A 22,671-nucleotide genomic window follows, 5' to 3' on the forward strand; every position below is an offset into this window, starting at 1 on the left:
CTGGCCGGTCCCACCAGCACCGACGGTGGCGTCACCGGTGGCAGCAAGCTGACCAACCTGGCGCAGGGCGAGGTCTCGGCCACATCCACCGATGCGGTCAACGGCGCGCAGTTGTACGCCGTCGCCGGCCAGAACGATGCAGCCTATGTGGCTCAGAACGGTCGCGGTCTGCGTTATGCGCGCAGCAACGAAACTGGTTTGGCCGAAGCCGATGCGCACGCTCAGGGCGTGGGTTCCAGCGCGGTGGGCTACAACGCCACCGCCTCGGCCGAGAACGCCGTGGCGCTGGGCCGCGATTCGGTCGCCGGTCACGCCAACTCGGTGGCGATCGGTGCCGGTTCGGCGACCACGGTCGGTGCGCAGAGCGGTTACAACGCGGCCTTCGTCGGCAGCAGCAGCTCGACCGGGCAAGTGCAGGTCGGCGGCCGCACCATCGGCGGTGTCGCCGCCGGTTCGGCCGGCGACGATGCGGTCAACGTGGCGCAGTTGCAGACCGGCGTAAATCAGGCGGTCGATCAGGCGGTGACCCAGGCCAACAGCTACACCGATGCGCGCGTCAATCAGGTCGCCGGCAACGTCGCCCAGTACGACAACCGCATCACCACGGTCGAAGGCGACGTCAACAGCGTCAAGAACGGTTCGGCGGGTTTGTTCCAGGTCAGCCAGGACAACACCGCCGCGCCGACCGCGACCGGCACCAACGCCGCCGCGGGCGGTGCTGGCGCCAACGCCTCGGGCACCGGCAGCACCGCACTGGGCAACGGCGCCAACGCTACGGCCAACAACGCGGTCGCGTTGGGCAGCAGCTCGGTGGCCGATCAGGCCAACACGGTGTCGGTGGGTTCGGCCGGCAACGAGCGTCGGGTCACCAACGTCGCCGCCGGCACCGCCGACACCGACGCGGTCAACGTCGCTCAGTTGAAGGGCTACAGCAACGGTGGTCTGCAGTACGACAAGAACGCCGACGGCAGCGTCAACACCAACAGCCTGACCTTCAACCCCAACGGCACCGGCCAGACCACGCTGCACAACGTCGCCGCCGGCAAGGCGCCGACCGACGCGGTCAACGTCGCCCAGCTGCAATCGGGCGTCGCCGACGCGGTGGTCCAGGCCAACAGCTACACCGATGGCCAGGTGACCGCGGTGCGCAACGATGTGTGGAAGCTCAGCGGCGATGTGCGCCGGGTGGAGCGCGACATGCACTCGGGCATCGCCACCGCGATCGCAATCAAGCCCGCGCCCTACGTGGCCGGCCGCACGACGTACTACGCCGGTTTCGGCGCGTACAAGAGCGAGGCCGCGTTCGGTGTCAGCTTGCGCCACACCTCCGACGATGGACGTTGGAGCCTGGAAGGCGGTGCATCGAGCAACCGCGATGGCGTCGGCGCTTACGTCGGCGTGAGCGGCGTGTTCGGCGACTGATCGGGCGCGACGGTCCGGTCTGCCGCGCGAGTTGGCGCGGCAGACCGGCCGTTCCGATTTGAAACCCATGCGACGCGGCCGGATCGGCCGCGTCTTCTTTCGGCCAAAACGAATCGCCATCGGGGTATTTCGAATGAGCCCGCACCGGATCGAACCGCGACCGCATTTGCTCTGCGATGAGCAGTGGCTGATCGTCGCGTCCCATCTTCCGCGCCAGTATCAGGCCCGGATCGTCAACAACACCGGCGACTACCGCGCCTTCATCGAAGCGGTGTTGTGGGTGGTGGAAAACAACGCGCCCTGGACCAGCATTCCGCGCAGCTACGGTTCCTGGCGGGCGATCTACGTGCGCTTCCTGCGTTGGGTCCAGGACGAGCACTGGATTGCGGTAGAGCGCGCCCTGGGCTTGGAGACCGCGATCGCGCGCAGCTTGCGCGACCGCGCCGAGCGCTACCGCGCCAACAATTTCTGGCGGCGCAAGCGGGTCGGGTCGGCCGATGCCGCGCCCCAGGCCGGCGAGGCGAACGAAATGGATATCGAGATCGCCAAGCGTTGGCTGGGCGCGCAAGCCGATTGAGCCGCGCGGGCCGCGCCGTATCTATTTGCGGTCGCCCGGCAAACCCCACGCCGTCTTCCGACCCAGCCTGGCCTGCTCCTATCCCCCCATGGGCCGGGCTAGTTCGTTATGCGCCGGATCGCTCGCCGATCCGGCGCTCTTTTTTTGTCTCCGCCGGACGGCAGGCGCTTGCCTGGGACCGAGAGCGGACGCATGATGACGCCGCCAGCCCAGCTGGCCTGGGGTGAGAAAGGGAGAGTCAAGGTCGAATCGCAACGCAGCGCGGAGTTTTCGCTGCGCCGATCTGGTAACAAGCCGCCGCGCCAGCAAGGTGAATCCGATGACGACTCCGTGGCCTGCCGATTCCCGTTATTTGCAGATCGACGACTTGGTCGTCGACTTGCGCTTCCGTCGGCTGATCGGGCCCGAGCAAAGCGTGGAAGTGCCGCAACGCGTGTTCGATCTGTTTCTGCTGCTGCTCAGCGAGCCGAGCAAGCTGCACACCCGCTCGGAACTGTTCGAGCGGTTGTGGTCCGGGACCATCGTCGAAGACACCAACCTGTCGCAGAACGTCTGGTTGCTGCGCAAAGCGCTGGGCGAGACGCGCAAGGGTTGGATCCGCACGGTTGCCAAGAGCGGTTACGTGTTCGAACCGCCTGGGCCGTTGCAGTGGTTTCAACAGCTGCCCGCGCCGGCCGCCGCAGTCGTCGACAGCGTAGCGGTCGCTATCGAGATGCCGGTCGCGGTCGCGATGCCCTTGGAGTCGCTGGATCCGCGCGCGGTTCCGGTGGCGCTGGAGCGTGCGGACCTCGACGCGGACGTGCGCGAGATCGCGCGGCCCGACCCGCTGGTGTCGCCGGCCGTGAATCGGCGCAAGCGCCGCTACCTGATTGGCGTCGCCGCCGCCGCGCTCGCGTTCGTCTGCATCGTCGTCGCGCTGCTGATCGGGCAGCCTTGGAAAGCCGCGGCCGGCAGTGCGGGGCGATCGGTGGCGGTCGTGGCGACGGGCGAGGCGCAATCCTCTACCGCGTGGGCGGCGACGCTGTTCGAACAATGGCTGTCGTGGAAGTTGGACAGCCTGCCGGAAGTGAATCTGGTCACCGAGAGCGATCTGGCGGCCGGCGGCGGCGCCGCCTCGGTGGATGTGGTGTTCTTGTCGTCGGAGCGATTGCCGGACGATTCCGGGCGTATCGGGGTGTATGCGCGCCTGCTGCGCGACGGCAAAGAAGAACGTTTCCAAGCCACTGGCGCGGTGGCCGAAGCGCCCGCGCTGGTGGATTCGCTGTCGCGGCAGATCGTGGGCCGGCTGCTGCCGGAGCACAAACAGCCTTGGCCGGCGCTGGAACTCAGCGCCGCCGCGGCCGAGCGCTATGCCAAGGCCGCCGAGGCCTATCGCCAGCGCGACTGGATGGCGGTGGCGAAGATCGGCGGCGAGGTGGTCGGCATGGCGCCGCGTTTCGGCCTGATGCGTTTTCAACTCGCCGACGCGCAAGCCAACTTGTACAACTCCGCCGCCGCCAACGAGCAGATGCAGGCCGCGGTGCGGTTGCTGTCGCCGGTGCCCGACAGCGTGGAGGCGCAATTGCAGGCCCAGCGCCTGGCGATCGATCCCTTCAGCGAGAAGAATGCATTGGAGTCCTACTCCGCGCTGATCGAACGCTATCCGAACAAAGCCGCCTATCGGCTCGCGCATGTCTACTTGTTGCTGGCGGTGGGCCGGCCGAAGGACGCGCTGGAGCGATTGGCGGCGATGCCCAACACGCACGAGGCGGCCAGCGTGCGCATCGCCAGGCAGCAACTGAGCGCCGATGCGTATCGGATGATGGGCGATGTGGGGCGTTCGCGGGCGATAGCGACGAAAATCGAGAAGATCACCCGCGATCTCGGTCCGGGTTGGACGATCGAACGGGCCGACGCGATGATGAACTTGGCGATCGCCGACACCTATCAGCATCCCGAACGCGGCACCTCGCCCTGGTACTTGAAAGCGGCCGAGCTCTACGAGCAGGCGGGCAACTCGACCCGGGCGCTGCATTCGCGTTTTCTCGCCCAGTCGACCGCGCTGCCCGGGCAGGGCAGCGATGCCGAGATGGGCGAGCTGTTGGCGCGCGCGCGCGCCGGCGGCTATTGGCGCCTGGAAGTCATGGCGTTGATGGCGAGCGCGACCCGTTTGGGCGGCATGGGCGACGTGGCCGGCCAGCGGGCCAAGTATCAACAGGCCTACGCGGTGTCGGAAACCATCAGCGACGTGCGCTCGATGAGACAACTCAACATCATCATGTTGAACGATCTGATCCAGACCGGGCGATTCGCCGACGCCGACGCGAGCATCGCCCGCCTGCGCGATAGCGACCTGCAAACCGGCGCGGTGTACATGTACGGATCGAACGTGGCCAAGCTGGCGGCGATCCGCGGACGCTACAAAGAGGCGCTCGCCGCTTTGGACGTGGCCGATAAGCTGCAATCCAATTCGCCCGGCCAGGCCGATGGCGGGATGAAGAAAACCCTCGGCTGCGTTCGCGGCGATGTGCTGACCTCGTTGGGCCGTATCGCCGAGGCGCGCAAGTACCTGGACAGCTGCGCCAAGGCGAACTACCGGTTCGCCGGTTCCACGGCGATGCTCGCCCAGAGCCGGGTCGAACTGTTGGCCGGCGACCGCGAACGCGCTGCGGCTTTGCTGGATCAAGTGGAGAAGGTGCGGGTGACCGGGGCGTCGGGCAAGTGGACGCATCTGATCGGCGTCGCCGCGGTCTGGCTGCGTCTGGGCGACACCGCGCGCGCCGACCGCATCCACGCGCAGGTGCTGCCCGAACTGCAGCCGAGCGGCTACACGATGCTGATCGCCGCGGTGCGGGTCGGGCAGGCCGAAAGCGCGGCGACCCAGGGCGACTGGGCGCAGGCTCGCTTGCATGCGGCCGAAGCCAGAAAGCTCGCGCCGGGCGATGCCTGGTCGCTGCTCAGCCGGGTGGCGTTGGTCGAGGCCTGGGACGCGCGCGAACGGGGCGATATGGCGGCGGCCGGCGGCATCGGCTCCCAGTTGCACGATCAAGCGCGCCGATTGGGCGATGTGGCGATGGAGCTGCAAGTCCATCGCTTGTTGCCCCCGGGGGTGATGCAGAACGATTGCAGCGCCGCCGAACGCGAAGCGATGATGGCGCGCACGGGCATGCGCGGCGCCGGTGCGGGATGGCTGGATTCGAAAGCGACGGGGCCGCGCGCTGCCGCCTACTCGGGCGATCGAGGGCGCGATCTGGCCGAGGCCGTCGCAGTGGCGCGACCCTAAACGCTTTGCCGCTCAAGGCTCTCAGACGCCGAAAGGCCGCAATCTCGTAGCTCCGGTGCGCGCGCCGGATCGCGCCGGAACGGGGCCAAACGTCCGATGATCCGAAGTTCATGGTTTCCGCGAGTACTGGCACGCCCGCTGCATCCGCAGCCGGGCGCCCACCGCGTGATTCCATGACAGGAGCAAGCACCATGAAATGGTTTTCGGCAACCGGTATGGCCCTGCTGGCGGCGATCGGACTGATCCAATTGTCCGGCGCCACCGCATCGGCCGCGACGCCGGCGTTTACGTTGAACCCCGCATTCTGCACGCCGGTCTGCGGCGCCTCGCAGTTGGCCCAGCAGTCCTGGAACAAGCCGGCGCGCGCGCTGTATGAAGATCAGGACGTGGTAGTGGACGTCTCCGCGTCCGACCTGCTGCAGGCCGGCATCGAAAACGTCTACGTCAGCACGATGTCGGGCGATCAGGCGTTCACTTCGTCGGGGCAGTTCACCGCCAACGCGACCGGCGGCGGCATCGGCATCGTGCTGGGATCGGCGCACCCTCCGTACCACCCGACCTGCGTCGGCGCGGACTCCAGCAACCGCCAGTTCGGCATCTTCGCTTACAGCTGGGGCGATCCCTACGGACCGACCTCGGGCATGGTCGCGTGCAAGAACGTCGCCAAATCGCTGCTCGCCAGCGGCAACGTGCGGATCTCGGTGATCACCTCGTGCGGCCGTGGGCTGCGCCCGCTGTGCTCGGTCACGGCCACGCTCACCAGCCTGTCGACCGGCGCGGTGCTGGCGACGGCATCGGCCCAGGGCGTGAAGATCAAGAATCCGAACAGCGCCCGCAAGATCTGGTACGGCGTGAGCAACTACGACGCGGCCGCGCCGAACTATCCGGTGACCTTCACTCCGGTTACCGAGAGCTACTACGCGGAAATCGAGCCGGTGTGCAATCCGATTTGTCCGTGATGCTTTTCTGTTCGTAAGCCACGAGGGTTTGGCCCAAGCCTCGGGATTTGCGCTTGCTTTCGGTGGTGACGTCGGGTCCCGGGAAAAACCGGGGCCCGACGGCATCGCCCGGAGCACATGCCCGCGGCCGGACGCTGCCGCCGGGCCGTGAGCCGCGCATATCGCCGAGGTATCGAAAAACGCATCCGCCCCGGCAACATCGCGCCCGCTTGAATGGCTGTGTGTTCCCACAGTCAGGCGCGTATCGGCATGAAATCCATTCTCCTCGCGGGCTGCGCCCTGTCGATGCTGCCGGCCATCGCCGGCGCGCAAGATGCCGCGATGCAAGCGCGCGGGACCGCGCCTTCGGCCGCTTCGACGCGCTCGGATCCGCCGATGCGCGACGGCGGGGCAGCGCCGACGGTGCTCGATGCGGTCGTGGTCGCCAGTGATCGTACCGGCGCGACGATCGGGCCGATCCGGCCTGAGACCGTACTGAGCCGGCAAGCCCTGCGGGCGACCGGCGCGGCCGATATCGATGCGCTGATCGAAACCTTGTCGCCGCAACTGGGCAGCGCGCGCGGACGCGGTGGCGAAGCCGTGGCGATGTTGCTCAACGGCCGACGGACCTCGAGTTATCGGGAGATCCGCGACATCCCCATCGACGCGATCAGCCGCCTGGAAGTTCTGCCCGAGGAGGCCGCGCTCGCCTATGGCTATCGCGCCGACCAGCGCGTGGTGAATCTGGTGCTCAAGCCCGATTTCCGTTCGACGGCGGGGCAACTGCGCGGCACCGTCGCGGGCGACCGCGGCTATTCGGGCGGGGCCGCCGATGCCACCGGCTTGACCATCGACGATGACGCCCGCACCAGCATCAATGTGCGCGCCGAAAGCGGCAGCGGGAGTGGTGTTGGCATTCCGACCGAGCGGCTATCGCCCAAGGAAGGCGTGGGCGCCGACCCGGTTGCGGGCGCATTGTCGGGAACGCGGCGCGAGGCCAGGGCAGGTTTCACCCTCCACCGCCGAATCGATGCGGTCGGGGCGACCGGCAATCTGGAGGTCGGCCATAGCGATGGACGCGCGCGCGGCGACTTCGAGCAAGCGCCTGCGCAGCGTTCGATTCGTAAAACGACCCAGGACGAAGTCCATGCTGGCGTGGTCTTGGACGCGAATGCGGGACGCTGGTATTGGTCCGTCGTTGCGAACGCCGATGCTTCGCGCGACAGAATCGACAACGACGCCAGCGGTCGCCGCGGCGGCGACCGCGCGCGGAGCAGGCTGCGGTCCGGCGATGTCGATGCGACGGCGAATGGGCCCTTGTTCCCGGTCGCGGCCGGCGAGGCGACGGTCGCGATCGGCGCCGGTGCGAAAACGCTGCGCCTGGACAGCGATCGCCATCGAGGCGGTGTCAGCAGCGGCCGCTCGCTCGGGCGCGACAGCGGCGATGTTTCGGTCAGCTTCGATCTGCCCGTTTCCCGTCGCGGCAGCGGTTTCGCGTCGCTAGGCAATCTGGCGTTCAACGGCAACGCCCAGGTTCAGCGCTTGTCCGACTTCGGAACGCTGAAGGCCATCGGCGCGGGCCTGTATTGGTCGCCCGTGCCGCGTCTGGACTTGATCGCCAGTTGGACCAGAGAACAAGCCGCGCCGACCTTGCAGCAACTCGGCGAGCCCGCGTTGGAAACTTCCGGCGTTCGGCTGCTGGATTTCACCAGCGGTCAGTCGCTGACGGCGACGGTGGTCAGCGGAGGCAACCCGCACCTGCAAGCCGATCGCCGCAACGTGGTGAAGTTCGGCGCGAACTGGAAACCGCTGCAAGACAGCGATTTCAGGCTCCGCGCCGATTACGTCCGCGCGCGGCTGAGCAACCCCATATCCGACCTCACCGCATCGGCCCCGGTGTTCGAAGCCGCGTTCCCCGAGCGATTCGTCCGCGATGCGGGCGGAGCGCTGATCGCCGCCGACTTTAGGCCGGTCAACTTCGCCAGCGCCCGGCGCGATCTGCTTCGTCTGGGCTTCGACGTTTCCGTGCGCCTGGGCGCCGAGGCCGAAGAGGATGCGCCCGCAGAGGATGCGATGCCGGCGCCGATGCAGATCGCAAACGGGCCGCAACCGGTGCGCACGCTGTTTTCGCCGAGCGACGGCGGCCGGGTCTGGTTCTCGTTGACCGATACCATCGCGCTGACCGACAGGGCCACCGTCCGCGACGGCCTGACACTCGACTATCTGCGCGGCGACGCCGTCGGCCACAGCGGCGGCCGGCCGCGCCACGACCTGGAGGCGCGTATGGGCTACTACGACAACGGACGCGGAGCGGTCCTGTCGACGCACTGGCGCAGCGCAACCCGGGTAGCGACCGCGGGTTCCGGCGAGCTGCGATTCTCGCCGTACACGACCTTGGACCTCAGGCTGTTCGCCAACCTGGATCAACGCATCGGGCTGATCTCCAAATACCCTTGGCTGGAAGGCGTGTCGATTCACCTGGAAGCGACGAACCTGCTGGACGCGCGGCCGCGCGTGCGCGACCGCTCAGGCCTGGCGCCTTTGGCGTTCCCGCCGGATTCGCAAGAATCGGCGGGCCGCGCGATCGGTATCGTCTTGCGCAAAGGCGGCGGAGGCATCGGCGGTTAGCGTGTGCGCAAAGCGTTGCGCGAGGTTACTGCCGGCGACTTCCGTTATCGAAAGCGGTTACGGTGCCGGCTTGCCCGGCGTCGATGTTGCTTTCGTCGCCTTGGCGCCGCCACGCGCGCCGGCGGCCGGTTGGGAAAACCCGGCGCGCGTGATCTTTTGTGCGTCCAGCCAAGCGGTCAGCACCGCAAAGTACTCCGGTGCTTCCGCCCGCACCCGTTCGGTCTGGGTTGGGTCCATCTGCGCCTTGGGCGCCATCGAGGTCGCCATATGGTGGTCGGCGCCGGCGATCACCCGCATCGCCACGTTCGGCCGCGGCCGTGCGGCGATCCGCGCCACCGAGGTCGCGACCGGCACCACCGGATCGGCGCTGCCGAACAGGATCAACGACGGCACCCGGACCCGGTCGAGCGTGGGCAACGGGTCGTATTCGATCTCCTTGCGCCAGCGCGAGGTGGCGCGGTCGCCCACGGTGCGGCTCATGTACAACTGGTCGAACCACGGCTCGGCCTTGATTTCATCGATCCGCTGCTGCGCCACCGCGCGGTCGCCGGTTCCGCGCATGTAATCGTCGAACGCCTGCCGCGCCGCGCGCATTCGCTGGATCTGCTCTTCGGGGTAGCCGTTGATCCGCAGGCTGTTCTCGGAGCGGAACATCATCTGCACATCCGGCGTCACCAGCGGCGCGGCGATGGAGACGACGAAACCCACCTCGTTACTGCGCGAGGCCGCCAGCAGCGCCAGCCAGCCGCCCTGGCTCAGGCCCCAGATGCCGATCCGCCGCGGGTCCAGCCGGGTGTCGGCCTTGAGCATCCGCACCGCCGCGATCGCGTCGTCGGCGAGCATGGCGTAGTCGCTGTCGCCCAAGCGGCCACCGGATTGGCCGCTGCCGCGCCGGTCGTAGGCGAGCACGGCGATGCCGAGCGGCGGCAGCATTTGCTTGAGGTGGTCGTACAGCAACGCGTCGCGCAGCGGTTTGGAAGCGGTGTGGGTGATCACGACGGCGCCCAGGGCGCGTCCGCCGCTGGGCAAATACAGCGTCCCGCTCAGCGTCGCATCGCCGCTGCGGAAGGTCTTGTTCTCGGCGACGATCCGGGTCGAAGGCGAAGCGCTCCACACCGGCGTGGCTTGCTCGGCGGCCGCCGCACCCATGCCCGACATCGACCACAACGCCATGATCCCGACAGCGAAGGCGATTTTGGCGAACCCGCCCGGGCTCGACCGACGCTTGGCGCTCTGCGCGGCCGATCTTTGCGCCGGCCCGCAAACGTGCTTGTCGGTTGGCGCGTGGATATCGCTCATGCTCGCTCCTGAGTTGTCTGGCGGTGCAACTTCGCAACAGGCCCGCGGCCCGGTCGGCATCGCGCTCATCCGACGCCCCACAACGCACGCGCTTCTTCGGCAAGCAGATCGGGCAACTCCTCCGGCCAGAACAGCCTGCCGTCCTCCACCCGGCGCACGCCGCGGGATTGCGGCAGCGTCCGGTCGAGCCATTCGGCCCAGATCATCGGAAACAGCGGATCGGCCGTGCCCCACAGCATGCGCGTCGGCGTGGCGCAGCGCTTGAGCGCGGGTTCGATGGCGATCAGCGGGTTGGGTTCGAACGCCGCCAGGTGGCGATTCAACTGCGCTCTGCGCAGCGGCGAGGCCAGCAACGGGGTGAAGTAATAATCGATGGATTCGTCGCTGAAGCTGGCGGGGTTCATGTAGGCCGAACCGCCGATGCCTTGCGGCGAGCGTGCGTACTCGCGATCTTCGAGATGGCGCGCCATCTTCTGATCGTAGACGCCGTCGCGGGCTTTCTGGATCGAGTTGCGCATCTGCGGCGGCGGGCTGTTCTCGTGCACCTCGCAGTTGGTGAGGATCAGGGTGCGAACCCGGGCGGGATGCTGCACCACGAACAACTGGGCGACGGTTCCGCCGCTGTCGTTGGCGACGATATCGACGCTGGCGATCGACAGCGCGTCGAGGAATGCGGCGAGCATGTCGGACTGCGCCTGCGGCGACAGGTCTTGTTGATCCGGCGCGTCGGTATAACCCAAACCGATCAGATCCGGCGCCAGACAACGCCGATACGGCGACAGCCGCTGCAGTGCGCCGCGCCATTGGAATCCGTTCAACGGAAAGCCGTGGATGAAAAGCGCCGCCGGGCCGCTGCCGCGTTCGACCCAGGCGATCCGGCCGAAGGGTGTCGGAATCAAACGCCTCGACGCATGGAAGGCCGCGGCATCCATCGGCGGCGATCGCTCGCGGCCGCCGCCTGTCAGCCGGCAGCCGGGAAGCGCGAGCAATCCAGCGGCGCAAGCGCCGGTCCACAAGAGTTCTCTTCGTTTCATGCCTGTTCTCCCGTGCCGCAACGGCGCAGCGGCATTGGTTAGTGGGACTGAAGTGGATTCGATGCGTTGCTGCCGTCGACCGGCGCAGCGGCGGGCAGTTGCACGGTGACGCGGAGTCCGCCGGCGGCGCGCGGGCTCAGGGTGAGGGTGCCGTCGTGGGCGTGGACGATGCTTTTGACGATGGCCAGGCCGAGGCCGACACCGGCGTGGTCGCTGCGTATCCGTTCGGCGCCGCGCTGGAACGGCTCGGTGAGCGTGGCGATGGTTTGCGCGGACAGCGGCTCGCCGGTGTTTTCCACGGTGAGCATGGCATGTTCGGGATAGGCGCTGGTGGTGACCCATACCGCGCCGCGCTCGGGCAGGTTGTGCACGATCGCGTTGTGCACCAGGTTCGTCGCCAACTGCAACAGCAAGGCGTGCGAGCCCACGGTAGGGGTGATGTCGCCGAAGGTCTCGACGGTAATGTCGCGCTTTTCCGCGAGCGGCAACAAGGTTTCGCTGGCTTCTTCGGCCAGCAGCGACAGATCCACGCGCGCGCGGGCGAAGGCGCGTTGGTCGGCGCGGCTGAGCAGAAGCAATGCTTCGGTGAGGTCGATCGCGCGCGTGTTGACCGTGCGCAGGCGCCCGACCAGTTCCTGGATATCGCAGTCGGGGTCGTTGCGGACGACTTCCAGCAGGGTTTGGGTAATCGCCAGCGGCGTGCGCAATTCGTGAGAGGCGTTGGCGGCGAATCGTCGCTGCTCGGCGACCTGCGCCTCTAACCGGGCGAGCATGGTGTCGAAGCTGTCGGCGAGTTGGCGGAACTCATCCTGACGCCCTTTCATCGCGATCCGGTGCGAGAGCGAGCCGTTCGCGGCCGCGCGCGTGGCCTCGCCGATGCGGGTCAGCGGCGCGAGCATGCGGCCGGCGAGGAGCCAGCCGCCGAGCAGGCCGAAGATCAACAGGAACGCCAAGCCCACCACCGCCGCGGCACCGAACACCGACGGGCCGAAGTTGTACGGATCGAACGCGCGGTGCAAGTCGGAAAGATTGGGGATGAGCCTGCGGAAGGGCACGTTGCGCAGCAGAAACACCCAGGTCGCGGTCAGCAGCACCATGCCCGCGAACAGGGCGAACCCGGCGTAGCTGAGGGTGAACTTGAGGCGCACGCTCAAGCCGCGCGCCCTATCCATGGCCGTCCTCGGCGGGCCCGCTGCCGGTCGTCGTGTCGATGCGGTAGCCCACGCCGAGCACCGTGGCGATCAGCCAGGGTTCGCCGAGGCGTTTGCGCAGGGCCGAGACCGTGATGCGGACCGAGTTGGTGAACGGGTTGGTGTTTTCGTCCCAGGCGCGCTCCAGCAGTTCTTCCGCGCTGACCACGCCGCCTTCGGCTGCGACCAGCACTTCGAGCACGGCGAACTGTTTGCGGGTCAGCGCGATATAGCGGCGGTCGCGGTAGACCTGACGGCGGAACGGGTCCAGATACAGACCGGCGATCTCCCGCACCGGCGGCCTGCTGTGGCCGCGCCGGCGATGCACGGCCCTGAGCCTGAGCACGAGTTCGCGCAGCTCGAACGGTTTGGTGAGGTAGTCGTCGGCGCCGATCTCGAACCCGGAAGCCTTATCGTCCAGCCGGTCGGCGGCGGTGAGCATGAGGATCGGCATACCGCTGCCGGACGCCACGATGCTCCTGGCGATGTCGTCGCCGCAGGGGCCGGGGATGTCGCGGTCGAGCACCGCGGCGTCGTAGCGGTTGGTGCCCAGCAGCTCCAGCGCGGCGTTGCCGTCGCCGGCGATGTCGGCGGCGATGGCTTCCAGACGCAGGCCATCGCGGATGGCTTCGGCCAGATAAGGTTCGTCCTCGATGATCAACACGCGCATGTTTCGATGCTACGGGTCGGAGCATATCGTCAGCATATCGAAACGGTCCGGGCCCGGCCTGGGCCGAACGGCAGGGGCGGCGGGCGGGGCAGGGCGTCCGGGCGGCCTTGAACTGCTTTGCGAGTTCGGTCCTGGCCAGGGGCGATGCGGTCGCTACGAGTTCGAGCCCGGCGGCGAACAGCATTCGCACTACTTCTATCTCAACAACTGGAAGTGGTTCGGCCGATCCGCGTGGCTTGCCCGAATAGTCGAACACGCTAAGCATCTGCTGGCGAGGACTCGCCGGCCGCCAAACAAAAGGGCCGCATCGCGGCCCTTTCGTCTTATCGGTGTCCCGCGGGCTTTAGCCGCTATTGGCCCGAGCCTGGATCTGCTCGTAATTGCGCCGCGCGATATCCCCGTCGGCCGCGTCGGAGATTTCCAGCAGCGTCTTGGGGAAGTTCTGGGTTTCGCCGGCCTGGCCGCGCACCAGTCCGACCGCGAACTGCAAGGTGTTGGTCACCGGCGTGCCGTCGTAGTGATACGCCAGCACCGAGATCGAGTTGGTGCCGCCGAAGGTGTCCGCGGCGCTGCGGGTCTGGTCGGACAGCGCGCGCATCTGGTCTTCGCTGAAGGTCAGCGTGGTGGTCTTGCCGGCCTTGATCTCGCCTTCCTGCGCGCGGCCGCCGCTGAGCGCCCAGTTCAATTGCTTCGCGCCGTTTTCGTCGGGCTTGACCTTGATCTGGTAGGTGCGTTGCGACAGCACTTCGTTGCCTTGCGCGTCGTAACGCTGGGTCACGCTGAGCGGGACGCCGCCGGAGTACTGAAGGTCCATCTGCATCGAGTAGGAACCGTCCGGGTGGGTCGCCTTGGTCCACACGCCGGTGTTCTGCGCGCCGGCGAAGTCGGCGCCGAGCGGGCCGAGTTCGATCTTGGCGCGGGTCTGCGAGGAGTAATCCACCCGCTCGATGGTGGCGACGTGGCTGACGCCCGGGGTCTGATGCGCCACTTCGCCGGTCGCGACGAAATGCGCGTAGGCGGCCTGGCCGTCCGGGGTGGAAATGTCGAAGTCGGCGGTGCGGACCTTGGATTCGCCCAGGTTGTCCTGACGGCCCAGGGTCAGCTTGGCGCCGTCGATGCCGACGTTGACGCCGTTGAAGGCTTCGACCGCTTCGTTGGGGCCCATCGCCACGCGCACGGTGGTGTCGCTGGTGCGGGACACCGAGAAGCTGGTGCCGCTGGCGTCCTTGACGTTGGTTTCGGTGCCGATGTAACGGAACGTGCCTTCCATCTTGGTCTGCGTGAAGGTCTGACCGTCCAGCGACACGCTCGCGCCCTTGGGAATGGTGGTCGGGTCGAACGGGTTGATCTTCTTGGCTTCGGCTTCGGACTTGGCCAAGTCCTGCTGGCCCGGGAAGGTGACCTTGTAGCGCGAACGGAAGCCGGCGCCTTCGCCGAGTTCGGCGCTGGCCAGGGTCTTGCCCTTGCCGCCGTCGATGCCGGCCGCGACGCTGACCATCACGCTGCTCTCGGCCTCGCTCACGGTCACTTCGGTGTTGCCGTTCTTGTGCGCGGCGCCGGAGGTGTGCGCGGTATCGGCGCGCACGTTGATTTCGAACGTCGCGCCCGAGGCCTTGTCGTTGGGAATGCCGAACGGGGTGGGCCGGTGGTCGTAGGACGCGGGCGTGCCTTCCACGCCGGCGGAATACTTCACCGTGCCGTCGGCCGGATTCCAGGTCACCGCCGCGTTCGGCCCGCCCAGGATGAACTCGCTGGTGGACGACGGATAGGTCGGATTGAAGTCGCTGGTGATCGGCTCTTCGGTGACGCTCAGCGACGCCGGCGGAATGTTGAGCACATCGCCGTTGTAGATCATGTCGCCGCCGGTGGTGGCGGCTTCGTCGCGGCGGGCCTTGTCCTGGAAGATTTCCGGGTTGGCCGCGCGCAGCGCCTGCGGGGTGATGCCGTAGCGCTCGGCGATGCTGTTGACCGAGGTGTCGACGCTCACCACATGCGTGGTGGCTTGGTTTTGCGGTGCCAGCGGCGGGATGTACGGGCCGCCGTCGATCGAGGGGATATTCACATCGGTCTCCGTGCGCTCGGGGACTCGGCGCAGATAGACCAGTCTAAGCACTGTCACGCGAACGTAAACTAGCGTTCACCCTAGGTAGCCGTGCGTCGGTCCCAGGTTCGCGCTTGTGTGACGGCGTTTGCGCTCGCGAAAAGCCGGGGTTTTCGTGCGCGTAAGCAGTAATCGCTGACAAATGTCAGAACGGCGCTGGTGTCGGCTGGCGCGCGGCCGCTGAGGCGAGCGTTCAGGCCCGCGCGATCCGCTCGATATAGGCCAGGAACATATCCGACATGGCGTCGGCGTAGGCCTTGATTTCCGCCGGGGTGCGCGGAGATTCCGAGAACTGTTTGCCGACGGTGCTCAAGGTGGTGCCGATCAGGTCGCCGGCGCGTTTGCGCGCGGCCAGGGCGGTGTCCGGCAGCATTTCGCGGAGGAAGGTTTGCAGGGTGCGCTCGCCGTTGGCCCGCGCCTTCTTGGTTTCCGGCGCGTCGCGGTACAGCGGCGCGGCGTCGCTGAGCGCGACCCGCATCTGCGCTTCGTCGCATTCGGACTGCAGGAACGCATGCACCATGCGGCGCAGCCGTTGCTGCGGCGGTTTGTCGGGATCTTTGAGGATCACGCTCAGCAGATCGGTGGTCTGCCGCCATTCGTCGCTTTGCAACCGGAACAGGATCGCGGCCTTGTTGGGGAAGTATTGATACAGCGAGCCGACGCTGACGCCGGCGCGTTCGGCGACGCGGGCGGTGGTGAACCGTTGCGCGCCCTCTGCTGCCAGCACTTGCGCGGCCGCTTGCAGGATCGCCGCCACCAGTTGATTCGAACGCGCCTGTTTGGGCTGCTTTCGCGAGGAGATTCTGGGGGGCTTGCGATCGGTCATGGCCGAATCATAGCGGCTCGCCGCGGCGGTGCGCCTGGCCTGCGCTTCCGCCGCCATGCGCGATGCGGCCGGCATCGGGCTTCATGCAAGCGGCGTTGGCATGCCGCAAACGCGAACAATGTCCGATCGATGCGTGCGCAGACCGCGCGGGATCGGTCGTGAGGCAGCCGAAATCAACGGGAAAATCGCGTGTTTCGCGCTGCGATAACGATGCGGAATCCAATGCGAATACAAAACGCGACGATTTATTCGTATTGTTTTCCCACACCGAATTTCACTAGCTCAAGGCAGACAAAACCATGAACACGCTTACCGCCGCGCCGCTGGCTTCGTTGATCGATCGGCTGTTCAAGCAGGCCGACGATGCGGGCAGTCCGGTCGCGACCGAGTTGTCGCGCGAAGAGCGCCAACGTCTGATGCACAGCAAGACCGAGTACCTGGATCTGTACGGACGATTGAAGGACCTGTGGCTGCCGGTTTCGCCCGAAACCGGGCGCCTGCTGTACATGCTGGCGCGTGCGACCGGCGCACGAAACATCGTCGAATTCGGCACCTCGTTCGGAATTTCGACCTTGCACCTGGCCGCGGCCGTGCGCGACAACGGCGGTGGCCGGATCATCACCACCGAATTCGAACCCTCGAAGGTGGCGCGCGCGCAGCAGCACATCGCCGAGGGCGGCTTGCTGGACCTGGTCGAGATTCGCGCAGGAGATGCGCTGCAGACGCTCGCCTCGGATCTGCCCGACTCTATCGATCTGCTGCTGCTCGACGGCGCCAAGGCCTTGTATCCCGAAGTGCTGGCGCTGGTGGAATCGCGCTTGCGTCCGGGCGCGCTGATCGTCGCCGACAACGCCGATTACAGCCCGGAGTATCTGAACAAGGTGCGCTCGCAGGGCTCAGGTTATCTGTCCGTTCCTTTCGCCGAAGACGTCGAGTTGGCGATGCGGCTCGGCTGATCCTTCTCCAACCGATCGAGATCTTGCAGGAGATCGACATGAAAGTATTCGTAACCGGCGCCTCCGGCTGGGTCGGCTCGGCCGTGGTCGATGAATTGCTCCGCGCCGGGCATGCGGTGACGGGCTTGGTACGTACCGACAAAAAAGCCGAAGCGGTGTATGCAGCCGGCGCGCAGGTCGTTCGCGGGACGCTCGACGATCTCGATACCTTGCGCACCGCCGCCGCGTCCGCTGATGCGGTGGTGCACACGGCGTTCAATCACGAGGCATTCAACGGCGACTTTTCCAAGTTCGCCGAAGCTGCCGAGCAAGACCGGCGCGCCATCGAAACCCTGGGCGCGGCCTTGGAGGGTTCGCAACGGCCACTGCTGGTGACTTCGGGCCTTGCGGGCATGGCCCGCGGCGCGAGCGAGAGCGAGGCACCGCGGCCGGGCTTCCCGCGCCAATCCGAGCAGGCTGCCAACGCCGCCCGCGAGCGCGGCGCGCGGGTGGCGACCGTGCGTCTGGCGCCTTCGGTTCACGGCATCGGCGATTACGGTTTCGTCCCGATGTTGATCCGCGCCGCGCGCCGGCACGGCGTGTCGGCCTACATCGGCGCCGGCGAGAACTGCTGGTCCGGCGTACACCGCCGCGACGCCGCACGCGTCTATCGTCTGGCGCTGGAGCATGGTGCGACGCAGACGGCCTACCACGCGGTCGCGGACGAAGCGGTGCCGTTCAAAGCCATCGCCGAAACCATCGGCCGCCGACTGGGCTTGCCGGTGCAGTCGCGCGAACGCGAGCACTTCGAGTGGTTCGCGCACATGGCCGGCGGCGATATGGCGGTGTCCAGCCGGCGTACGCGCGAGGTGCTGGGCTGGGCGCCGATGGGGGCGGGCTTGCTCGCCGACATCGATCAACCGGCTTATTACGCCGGTTGATCGACATCCAAGGGCAACGGTTACGGATTGGCGATGGGCGTAGTCGTATCCGCGCTCAATCGCCACTGGCCGCGTTCGCGCGCCCAGTTGGCGACATCGATCGCGTGCAGGGTGATGCCGGCGGAGGGAATGGTGAACTCGATCCGGTCCACGACCACGGCGCTGGAGCACTGGTTGATCGTCTGCGCCAACAGGGTGCGCTTGAAGGTGTAGTTGCTGGCCATCACCGCGCGGTAGAAGGCTTCGATCGCCGGTTTGCCGTTGAGCACCTGGCCCAGGCTGTTGATCTGGATCGCGTCGTCGGCGAAGCCGGCCATGAACCGGGTGAGGTCGCGGCGGGCGAAGGCGTCGCCGAGCGCTTCGGAAGTGCGTTCGAATTCGCGCTGACAGTGGCGATGCTGCGCGGTCAGCGATTGCTGCGCCGACGCGATGCTCGGAATCGAGGCGGACAGCGCGAACATCGTGCACGCGGCGGCCATGCAGGTTCGGGTCTTCATGTTCGGTCCTTGCTGAAGTGATGGGAGACCGAACGTTATCGAAGGCGTTTGCGCGGCGATGTACCTGGATCGCGAAAGAAACTGGCGCGCTCGCGCAAAGCGCGCCGGCTGCGTGCTTGCTTGCCGCATCGCTGGCGAAAGCTGTTCGCGGCTTGCTCACATGCTCGCGATGCTGCGCACGTCGGAGTTCGCAGACGTTGGTTCGTGCGAAGCGGCCGCGGCGAATTCGGCGCGGCCGCTCGCGTATCGATCAAGCCGCCTCGTTGGCCAGGTCGCGCAAACGCTGTTGCAGCAGCTCGCGCACCTGCGGCATCGGAATTTTCGCCAGTTCCGCCAGCGTGCGCTCGCGGCCGATCTCGCGCGCGACGGTCAAGCCGACCAGATAGCCCGAGCGCGCGGGTTCCGGGCCCTTGTAGCCGGCGCCGAAGAAGCGGTTGGCGTCGTCTTCGGCGCGCGAGTCGAGCACCGCCAGCAGTTTCGCCGCCAGTGGCCGCACGCCCGCGTCGTCGACGGCAGCCAGCTTCTGGTCGTCCAGCAGCACCCGCAAGCGCGATGCGTCGGGGTTCAGGCGTTCGCTGACATAGGTGGCCAAGCCCTCCATCCACAGCGAGCCGTAGATCGGCGGCGTGTCGTCCATCACCAACTCGGGCTGATGTTGGCCGTGGTAGAGGTGAAAGGATTCGTGATCCAGGAACACCGACAGATTGGCGTCGGCGCCGTGGTAGCGGACGATTCCGTCGATGCCGACGAACAGCGGCAGTTTGCCGCGCCACGGCCGCAGATGGCCGTCGAACATCAGCAGCGAGGGCATCAGATAGATCGGCGCGCGTTCGCGTTGGAAGTCGGGGAACTCGCGCTGGAAGTGTTCGCTGTGGCGGCGGTAGTGGTCGCCGAATTCATCGCTCATGCGCCGGGTGTCGGCGGCGATGGCGTCGAACTTGGGCAGCCAGCCGTTCAGTCGTTCCAGCGTCGGCTTCAGCCCGGCGCCGGCATACAGCTCGGCATTGGGAACGAAGAACGCGTCGTGCAGCGCTTGCGCCCGGTCGTCGGCGTCGCGACCGGCGTCGTAAGCGCGCCAAAACGCGGGCATCAGGTCGGTCGGCGATTGCGTGTCGGCTGCGGGAAGCTGGCCGGTGAAGGCGAGCAATGCGGTCAGGGCGGACAGGCGCAGCAGGTCGCGGCGTTGCATGCAGATTCCTTGGTCGATTCGACTCCGATGCCGCGCTTTGCCAAAGCGCGGTCGCTAGTCGAATTCATGAGGGCGGCCGCGCGCCGCGGCTCAATGCGCGGCGCGCGGACGTTGCCGTGATCGGATTACCAGATCTTGATGCGATCGGCCGGCGCCAGGTACAGCTTCTCGCCCGGCTTGGCGCCCCAGGCGTCGTACCACGCATCGATGTTGCGCACCGTCTGCGCGCGCTGCGCGCCCGGCGCGTGGCCGTCGGTGAGCAGGCGTTGACGCAAGGCGGCGTCGCGGATCTTGCTGCGCCAAGTTTGGCCGTAAGCGAGGAAGAAGCGCTGGTCGCCGGTCAAGCCGTCGATCACCGGCGCTTCTTTACCGCCGAGCGATTTGCGGTAGGCCATGTAGGCGATGGTCAGGCCCGACACGTCGGCGATGTTCTCGCCCGAGGTCTGCTTGCCGTTGACGTGCAGGCCCGGTAGCGGCTCGTAGGCGCTGTACTGGTCGGCGAGCTTCTTGGTGGCTTCGTCGAAGTGCTTGGTGTCTTCCGGCGTCCACCAGTTGGCCAGCTTGCCCTGTCCGTCGAACTCCGCGCCGGTGTCGTCGAAGCCGTGGCTGACTTCGTGGCCGATCACCGCGCCGATCGCGCCGTAGTTGGCGGCCGGGTCGGCGGCGGGGTCGAAGAACGGCTTGTCGAGGATCGCGGCGGGGAAATTCATCGCGTTCTGCAGCGGCAGCTGCACGGCGTTGACGGTCTGCGGGGTCATCCACCATTCGCCGCTGTCGACCGGCTGGCCGAGCTTGCCGATCTGATGCCGGTATTCGTGCAGCTCCGCGCGCAGGCGATTGCCGAGCGCGTCGTCGGGACGGATTTCCAGCTTGGAGTAATCGCGCCAGCGTTCCGGATAGCCGACGCTGACCCGCATCGACTTGGCTTTCTCGCGCGCCTTGGCCTTGGTTTGCGCGGTCATCCAGGTCAGCGAATCGACCCGTTCGTCGAACGCGGCGAGGATGTTGTTGACCATCTCCTCGACCTGGGCCTTGGACGAGGCCGGGAAATACTTCTCGGCATAGACCTTGCCGACCGCGTCGCCGAGCGCGGCGCTGGTGGCGTCGAGCGCGCGCTTGCCGCGCTCGCGCGCCTGCGGCGTGCCGGCCAGGGTGGTGCCGTGGAAGCCGAAGGCCAGATCGATGTAAGCCTTGGGCAATTCGCCCGGGCCGCGCAGGGTTTCGTTCCAGGCCGAGTGGTCGAGCGCGTGGAAGGTCAGATAATCCTTCCACGCCGGCAGCGGTTCGGCGCCGACCAGGCTGGCGATGCCGGCGATGCCGCCCGGCTGCCAGGCCACGATCTTGGCCTGCGATTGCAGCCCGGCCGCGGTGAAGAACGCCGGCCAGTCGATGCCCGGCGCGCGCTGGGCGAACGCGGCGGTTTCCCAGGGGTTGTTGGACTTGTGCACGTTCTGCGAATCGATCACCGGCGCATGCGCCTTGGCGATCTTGGTTTCCAGGGCCAGGATCGTCTTGGCCTTGGTGTCGGCGTCGGCGATGCCGGCCTGCTTCAACAGCGCGGCGATGTAGGTCTCGTAGGCCTTGCGCGTATCGACCATGTTCTTTTCGGTCGACAGGTAATACTCGCGATCCGGCATGCCCAGGCCGCCTTGCATCAGCGTGGCGACATAGGCCGGCTCTTCCAGGCCCTTGGCCACGAACACGCCGAACAGGTTGTCGGTGTGGAAGTTGGTGGCGTTGAGCGGATCGGTGTCGGCGCGAACGCTGGCGCCGAGCACGCGCGAGAGGCCGGCGCGGTCGGCGATCGCGGCGATCGCGTCGAGCTGCGGTTGCAGCGACTGCAGGCCGCGCTTCTCGATCCCGGCTTCGTCCAGGTACGCGGTGTGGAAGTCGGCGATGCGGCGCGCGTCGCTGCCCGGCGCGGGGTTGCTGGCGGCCAACTGCGCGATCAACTCGGCGTTGCGCTTCTCGGCGGTTTCCAGCAGCACGGTGAACGCGCCGTAGTTGGAGCGGTCGGCGGGAATCTCGAAGGTCTTGCGCCAGCCGCCGTTGGCGAAGGCGTCGAAGTCGTCGCCGGGCTTGACCGACTTGTCCAGGCCGGTCAGGTCGACGCCGGAGATCGGCGCCGCGGCCGGGGCGGCAGCGGTCGGCGCGGGCGTGGCGGCGGTGTCGGTCGGGGCGGGCTTGCTGCAAGCGGCCAGGCCGGCGGCCAAGGCCAGGGACAGGCCGAGGGACAGAAGATTCGGGCGGTAGGTCATCGTGGGTTTCTCAAGCGCAGGCTTATGGAGTGGCCGATGCTTGCACCCGGGCTTGGGCCGTCGCCGCGAAGCGACTGGCGTTAGCCGGTGACCAGCGGACGGTCGGCGGCGAGATGCGCCGACCGTGGACGGCCTTCGAACAACGGCCCATTGTGCTTGAGCCTGTCCGGGGCCTGGAAGTGCATGAGGTCACTAGGTCTTTGTCGCCTGTCCGCTGCCGGACGAAGCACGTTGTGAACCGGCCGGCGATCGGCGGCGCGGCTGAATGCGGTTCGGGCGCCTTCGTGGATTTGCCGGCCCAGGCGGATCGATTTACCCAACCCCGACGCTACGATGGGCGGTGTCTGGTCGTCGGCTTTCGGAGGGCCGCAAATGCGCAACCGTTGCTGGATTCCGATCTTGCTTCTCGCCGCGGCGCCGGCCCTTGGCCAGGACATGCCGCAAGGACCGTTGGCGTCGCAGGTCGGCCGCCAGATCGAATTGAAGGGGCGTCACGGCATCGGCAAATTGGCCAGCCTGGTCCTGACCGATCGCGGGCACGTGTATCTGTTCGCTCCGTCCCCCGATTTGTCGGGGCTGAAATCCGGTGTCGAAATCGTCGCCCGCGGCACACTGGAATACGATCGCGGGATAAGGCCGTCGGACTGCGAGGCTTACGAATGTGCGGTTGCCGGTATACCGCCGTATTACTTCATTCGCGGTGCCTCGGTGGTAATCGCGCCCGCGCGGACCGAGCCGTAGCCGACCGTGGCTGGGCGCCCGAGGCGCGAACGCGCTCGCGGCTCGCTTCGGCCACGGCCCGACCCAAGCCATCGCGCCGGACCGCGGCCGCCGGGTCGAAAGGCTGAGGTACAACCCGGCAACGCCCCACTACAATGCCGCATCGAGTCCCTGGAACCGCGCA

18 protein-coding genes are annotated in these 22,671 nt (G+C 67.2%); 8 read left to right on the plus strand and 10 right to left on the minus strand.

Annotated elements, in window-relative coordinates:
• The 4 genes from V7787_RS29930 to V7787_RS29945 form a co-directional block, all read left to right on the plus strand.
• Window positions 1-1,422 (plus strand): YadA family autotransporter adhesin (locus V7787_RS29930; RefSeq protein ID WP_336090968.1); only part of this gene is annotated, 1,422 nt, incomplete at its 5' end.
• A 133-nt stretch (window positions 1,423-1,555) separates the two neighbouring features.
• A complete protein-coding gene (locus V7787_RS29935) occupies window positions 1,556-1,999 on the plus strand; it encodes a transposase (RefSeq protein ID WP_336090970.1) in 444 nt (147 codons plus the stop codon).
• 319 nt (window positions 2,000-2,318) lie between these two features.
• On the plus strand, window positions 2,319-5,261 hold the full coding sequence (locus V7787_RS29940; RefSeq protein WP_336090972.1) for a winged helix-turn-helix domain-containing protein: 2,943 nt from the start codon (window positions 2,319-2,321) through the stop codon (window positions 5,259-5,261).
• A gap of 191 nt (window positions 5,262-5,452) precedes the next feature.
• Window positions 5,453-6,220: a hypothetical protein gene (locus V7787_RS29945; protein ID WP_336090974.1), complete on the plus strand. Its 768-nt coding sequence runs from the start codon at window positions 5,453-5,455 to the stop codon at window positions 6,218-6,220.
• 233 nt (window positions 6,221-6,453) lie between these two features.
• Here the strand turns inward: V7787_RS29945 and V7787_RS29950 are convergent, their stop codons facing one another.
• Window positions 6,454-6,816 carry a hypothetical protein gene (locus tag V7787_RS29950; RefSeq protein ID WP_336090975.1) on the minus strand — a complete coding sequence of 121 codons (363 nt, stop codon included), beginning with the start codon at window positions 6,814-6,816 and terminating at the stop codon, window positions 6,454-6,456.
• On the opposite strand from V7787_RS29950, the gene V7787_RS29955 reads away from it, so the two are divergent.
• Window positions 6,800-8,827, plus strand: a complete 2,028-nt coding sequence (locus V7787_RS29955) for a hypothetical protein (protein WP_336090976.1) — start codon at window positions 6,800-6,802, stop codon at window positions 8,825-8,827. The two genes, V7787_RS29950 and V7787_RS29955, sit on opposite strands and share 17 nt — an antisense overlap.
• 57 nt (window positions 8,828-8,884) lie before the next feature.
• On the opposite strand, the gene V7787_RS29960 is transcribed toward V7787_RS29955, so the two are convergent.
• From V7787_RS29960 to V7787_RS29985, 6 genes are all read right to left on the minus strand, one after another.
• Window positions 8,885-10,126, minus strand: coding sequence for an alpha/beta hydrolase family protein (locus tag V7787_RS29960; RefSeq protein WP_336090978.1), 1,242 nt, complete (start codon window positions 10,124-10,126; stop codon window positions 8,885-8,887).
• A gap of 65 nt (window positions 10,127-10,191) precedes the next feature.
• Window positions 10,192-11,160: an alpha/beta fold hydrolase gene (locus V7787_RS29965; protein ID WP_336090979.1), complete on the minus strand. Its 969-nt coding sequence runs from the start codon at window positions 11,158-11,160 to the stop codon at window positions 10,192-10,194.
• Window positions 11,161-11,198: 38 nt separating this feature from the next.
• Window positions 11,199-12,332, minus strand: a complete 1,134-nt coding sequence (locus tag V7787_RS29970) for a sensor histidine kinase (RefSeq protein WP_336090980.1) — start codon at window positions 12,330-12,332, stop codon at window positions 11,199-11,201.
• Window positions 12,325-13,020: a response regulator transcription factor gene (locus tag V7787_RS29975; RefSeq protein WP_336090982.1), complete on the minus strand. Its 696-nt coding sequence runs from the start codon at window positions 13,018-13,020 to the stop codon at window positions 12,325-12,327. The genes V7787_RS29970 and V7787_RS29975 overlap by 8 nt, the downstream gene beginning before the upstream one ends.
• A 343-nt stretch (window positions 13,021-13,363) precedes the next feature.
• Window positions 13,364-15,082: a LysM peptidoglycan-binding domain-containing protein gene (locus tag V7787_RS29980; RefSeq protein ID WP_336090984.1), complete on the minus strand. Its 1,719-nt coding sequence runs from the start codon at window positions 15,080-15,082 to the stop codon at window positions 13,364-13,366.
• 232 nt (window positions 15,083-15,314) lie between these two features.
• Entirely contained in the window at window positions 15,315-15,947 is a 633-nt protein-coding gene (locus V7787_RS29985; RefSeq protein ID WP_336090986.1) for a TetR family transcriptional regulator, read from the minus strand.
• A 299-nt stretch (window positions 15,948-16,246) separates the two neighbouring features.
• Between V7787_RS29985 and V7787_RS29990 the strand changes: the two genes are divergently transcribed.
• Both V7787_RS29990 and V7787_RS29995 read left to right on the plus strand, forming a co-directional pair.
• Window positions 16,247-16,903 (plus strand): O-methyltransferase, encoded by a 657-nt coding sequence (locus tag V7787_RS29990; protein ID WP_336090988.1) that lies wholly within the window; start codon window positions 16,247-16,249, stop codon window positions 16,901-16,903.
• 38 nt (window positions 16,904-16,941) lie between these two features.
• Window positions 16,942-17,823, plus strand: a complete 882-nt coding sequence (locus tag V7787_RS29995) for an SDR family oxidoreductase (protein ID WP_336090990.1) — start codon at window positions 16,942-16,944, stop codon at window positions 17,821-17,823.
• A gap of 20 nt (window positions 17,824-17,843) precedes the next feature.
• Here the strand turns inward: V7787_RS29995 and V7787_RS30000 are convergent, their stop codons facing one another.
• The 3 genes from V7787_RS30000 to V7787_RS30010 all read right to left on the minus strand — a co-directional run bounded on the left by V7787_RS30000 (window position 17,844) and on the right by V7787_RS30010 (window position 21,767).
• The gene (locus tag V7787_RS30000) at window positions 17,844-18,320 is read right to left on the minus strand and encodes a YybH family protein (RefSeq protein ID WP_336090992.1); all 477 of its coding nucleotides are present in this window, start codon (window positions 18,318-18,320) and stop codon (window positions 17,844-17,846) included.
• A 250-nt stretch (window positions 18,321-18,570) separates the two neighbouring features.
• Window positions 18,571-19,509 carry a hypothetical protein gene (locus V7787_RS30005; protein WP_336090994.1) on the minus strand — a complete coding sequence of 313 codons (939 nt, stop codon included), beginning with the start codon at window positions 19,507-19,509 and terminating at the stop codon, window positions 18,571-18,573.
• Between the two features lie 125 nt (window positions 19,510-19,634).
• Window positions 19,635-21,767, minus strand: coding sequence for a M13 family metallopeptidase (locus V7787_RS30010; RefSeq protein WP_336090995.1), 2,133 nt, complete (start codon window positions 21,765-21,767; stop codon window positions 19,635-19,637).
• A gap of 372 nt (window positions 21,768-22,139) precedes the next feature.
• On the opposite strand from V7787_RS30010, the gene V7787_RS30015 reads away from it, so the two are divergent.
• A complete protein-coding gene (locus tag V7787_RS30015; protein ID WP_336090996.1) occupies window positions 22,140-22,508 on the plus strand; it encodes a hypothetical protein in 369 nt (122 codons plus the stop codon).
• Window positions 22,509-22,671 lie beyond the last annotated feature (163 nt).

It is taken from the genome of Pseudomonas sp. CGJS7, from assembly GCF_036961695.1.

What these genes read in the sequence shown, in the direction of transcription:
- V7787_RS29935 (WP_336090970.1), top strand. Translation starts at nt 1,556, where the DNA reads ATGAGCCCGCACCGGATCGAACCGCGACCGCATTTGCTCTGCGATGAG.
- V7787_RS29940 (WP_336090972.1), top strand. Translation starts at nt 2,319, where the DNA reads ATGACGACTCCGTGGCCTGCCGATTCCCGTTATTTGCAGATCGACGAC.
- V7787_RS29945 (WP_336090974.1), top strand. Translation starts at nt 5,453, where the DNA reads ATGAAATGGTTTTCGGCAACCGGTATGGCCCTGCTGGCGGCGATCGGA.
- V7787_RS29960 (WP_336090978.1), bottom strand. Translation starts at nt 10,126, where the DNA reads ATGAGCGATATCCACGCGCCAACCGACAAGCACGTTTGCGGGCCGGCG.
- V7787_RS29965 (WP_336090979.1), bottom strand. Translation starts at nt 11,160, where the DNA reads ATGAAACGAAGAGAACTCTTGTGGACCGGCGCTTGCGCCGCTGGATTG.
- V7787_RS29970 (WP_336090980.1), bottom strand. Translation starts at nt 12,332, where the DNA reads ATGGATAGGGCGCGCGGCTTGAGCGTGCGCCTCAAGTTCACCCTCAGC.
- V7787_RS29975 (WP_336090982.1), bottom strand. Translation starts at nt 13,020, where the DNA reads ATGCGCGTGTTGATCATCGAGGACGAACCTTATCTGGCCGAAGCCATC.
- V7787_RS29985 (WP_336090986.1), bottom strand. Translation starts at nt 15,947, where the DNA reads ATGACCGATCGCAAGCCCCCCAGAATCTCCTCGCGAAAGCAGCCCAAA.
- V7787_RS29990 (WP_336090988.1), top strand. Translation starts at nt 16,247, where the DNA reads ATGAACACGCTTACCGCCGCGCCGCTGGCTTCGTTGATCGATCGGCTG.
- V7787_RS29995 (WP_336090990.1), top strand. Translation starts at nt 16,942, where the DNA reads ATGAAAGTATTCGTAACCGGCGCCTCCGGCTGGGTCGGCTCGGCCGTG.
- V7787_RS30000 (WP_336090992.1), bottom strand. Translation starts at nt 18,320, where the DNA reads ATGAAGACCCGAACCTGCATGGCCGCCGCGTGCACGATGTTCGCGCTG.
- V7787_RS30005 (WP_336090994.1), bottom strand. Translation starts at nt 19,509, where the DNA reads ATGCAACGCCGCGACCTGCTGCGCCTGTCCGCCCTGACCGCATTGCTC.
- V7787_RS30010 (WP_336090995.1), bottom strand. Translation starts at nt 21,767, where the DNA reads ATGACCTACCGCCCGAATCTTCTGTCCCTCGGCCTGTCCCTGGCCTTG.
- V7787_RS30015 (WP_336090996.1), top strand. Translation starts at nt 22,140, where the DNA reads ATGCGCAACCGTTGCTGGATTCCGATCTTGCTTCTCGCCGCGGCGCCG.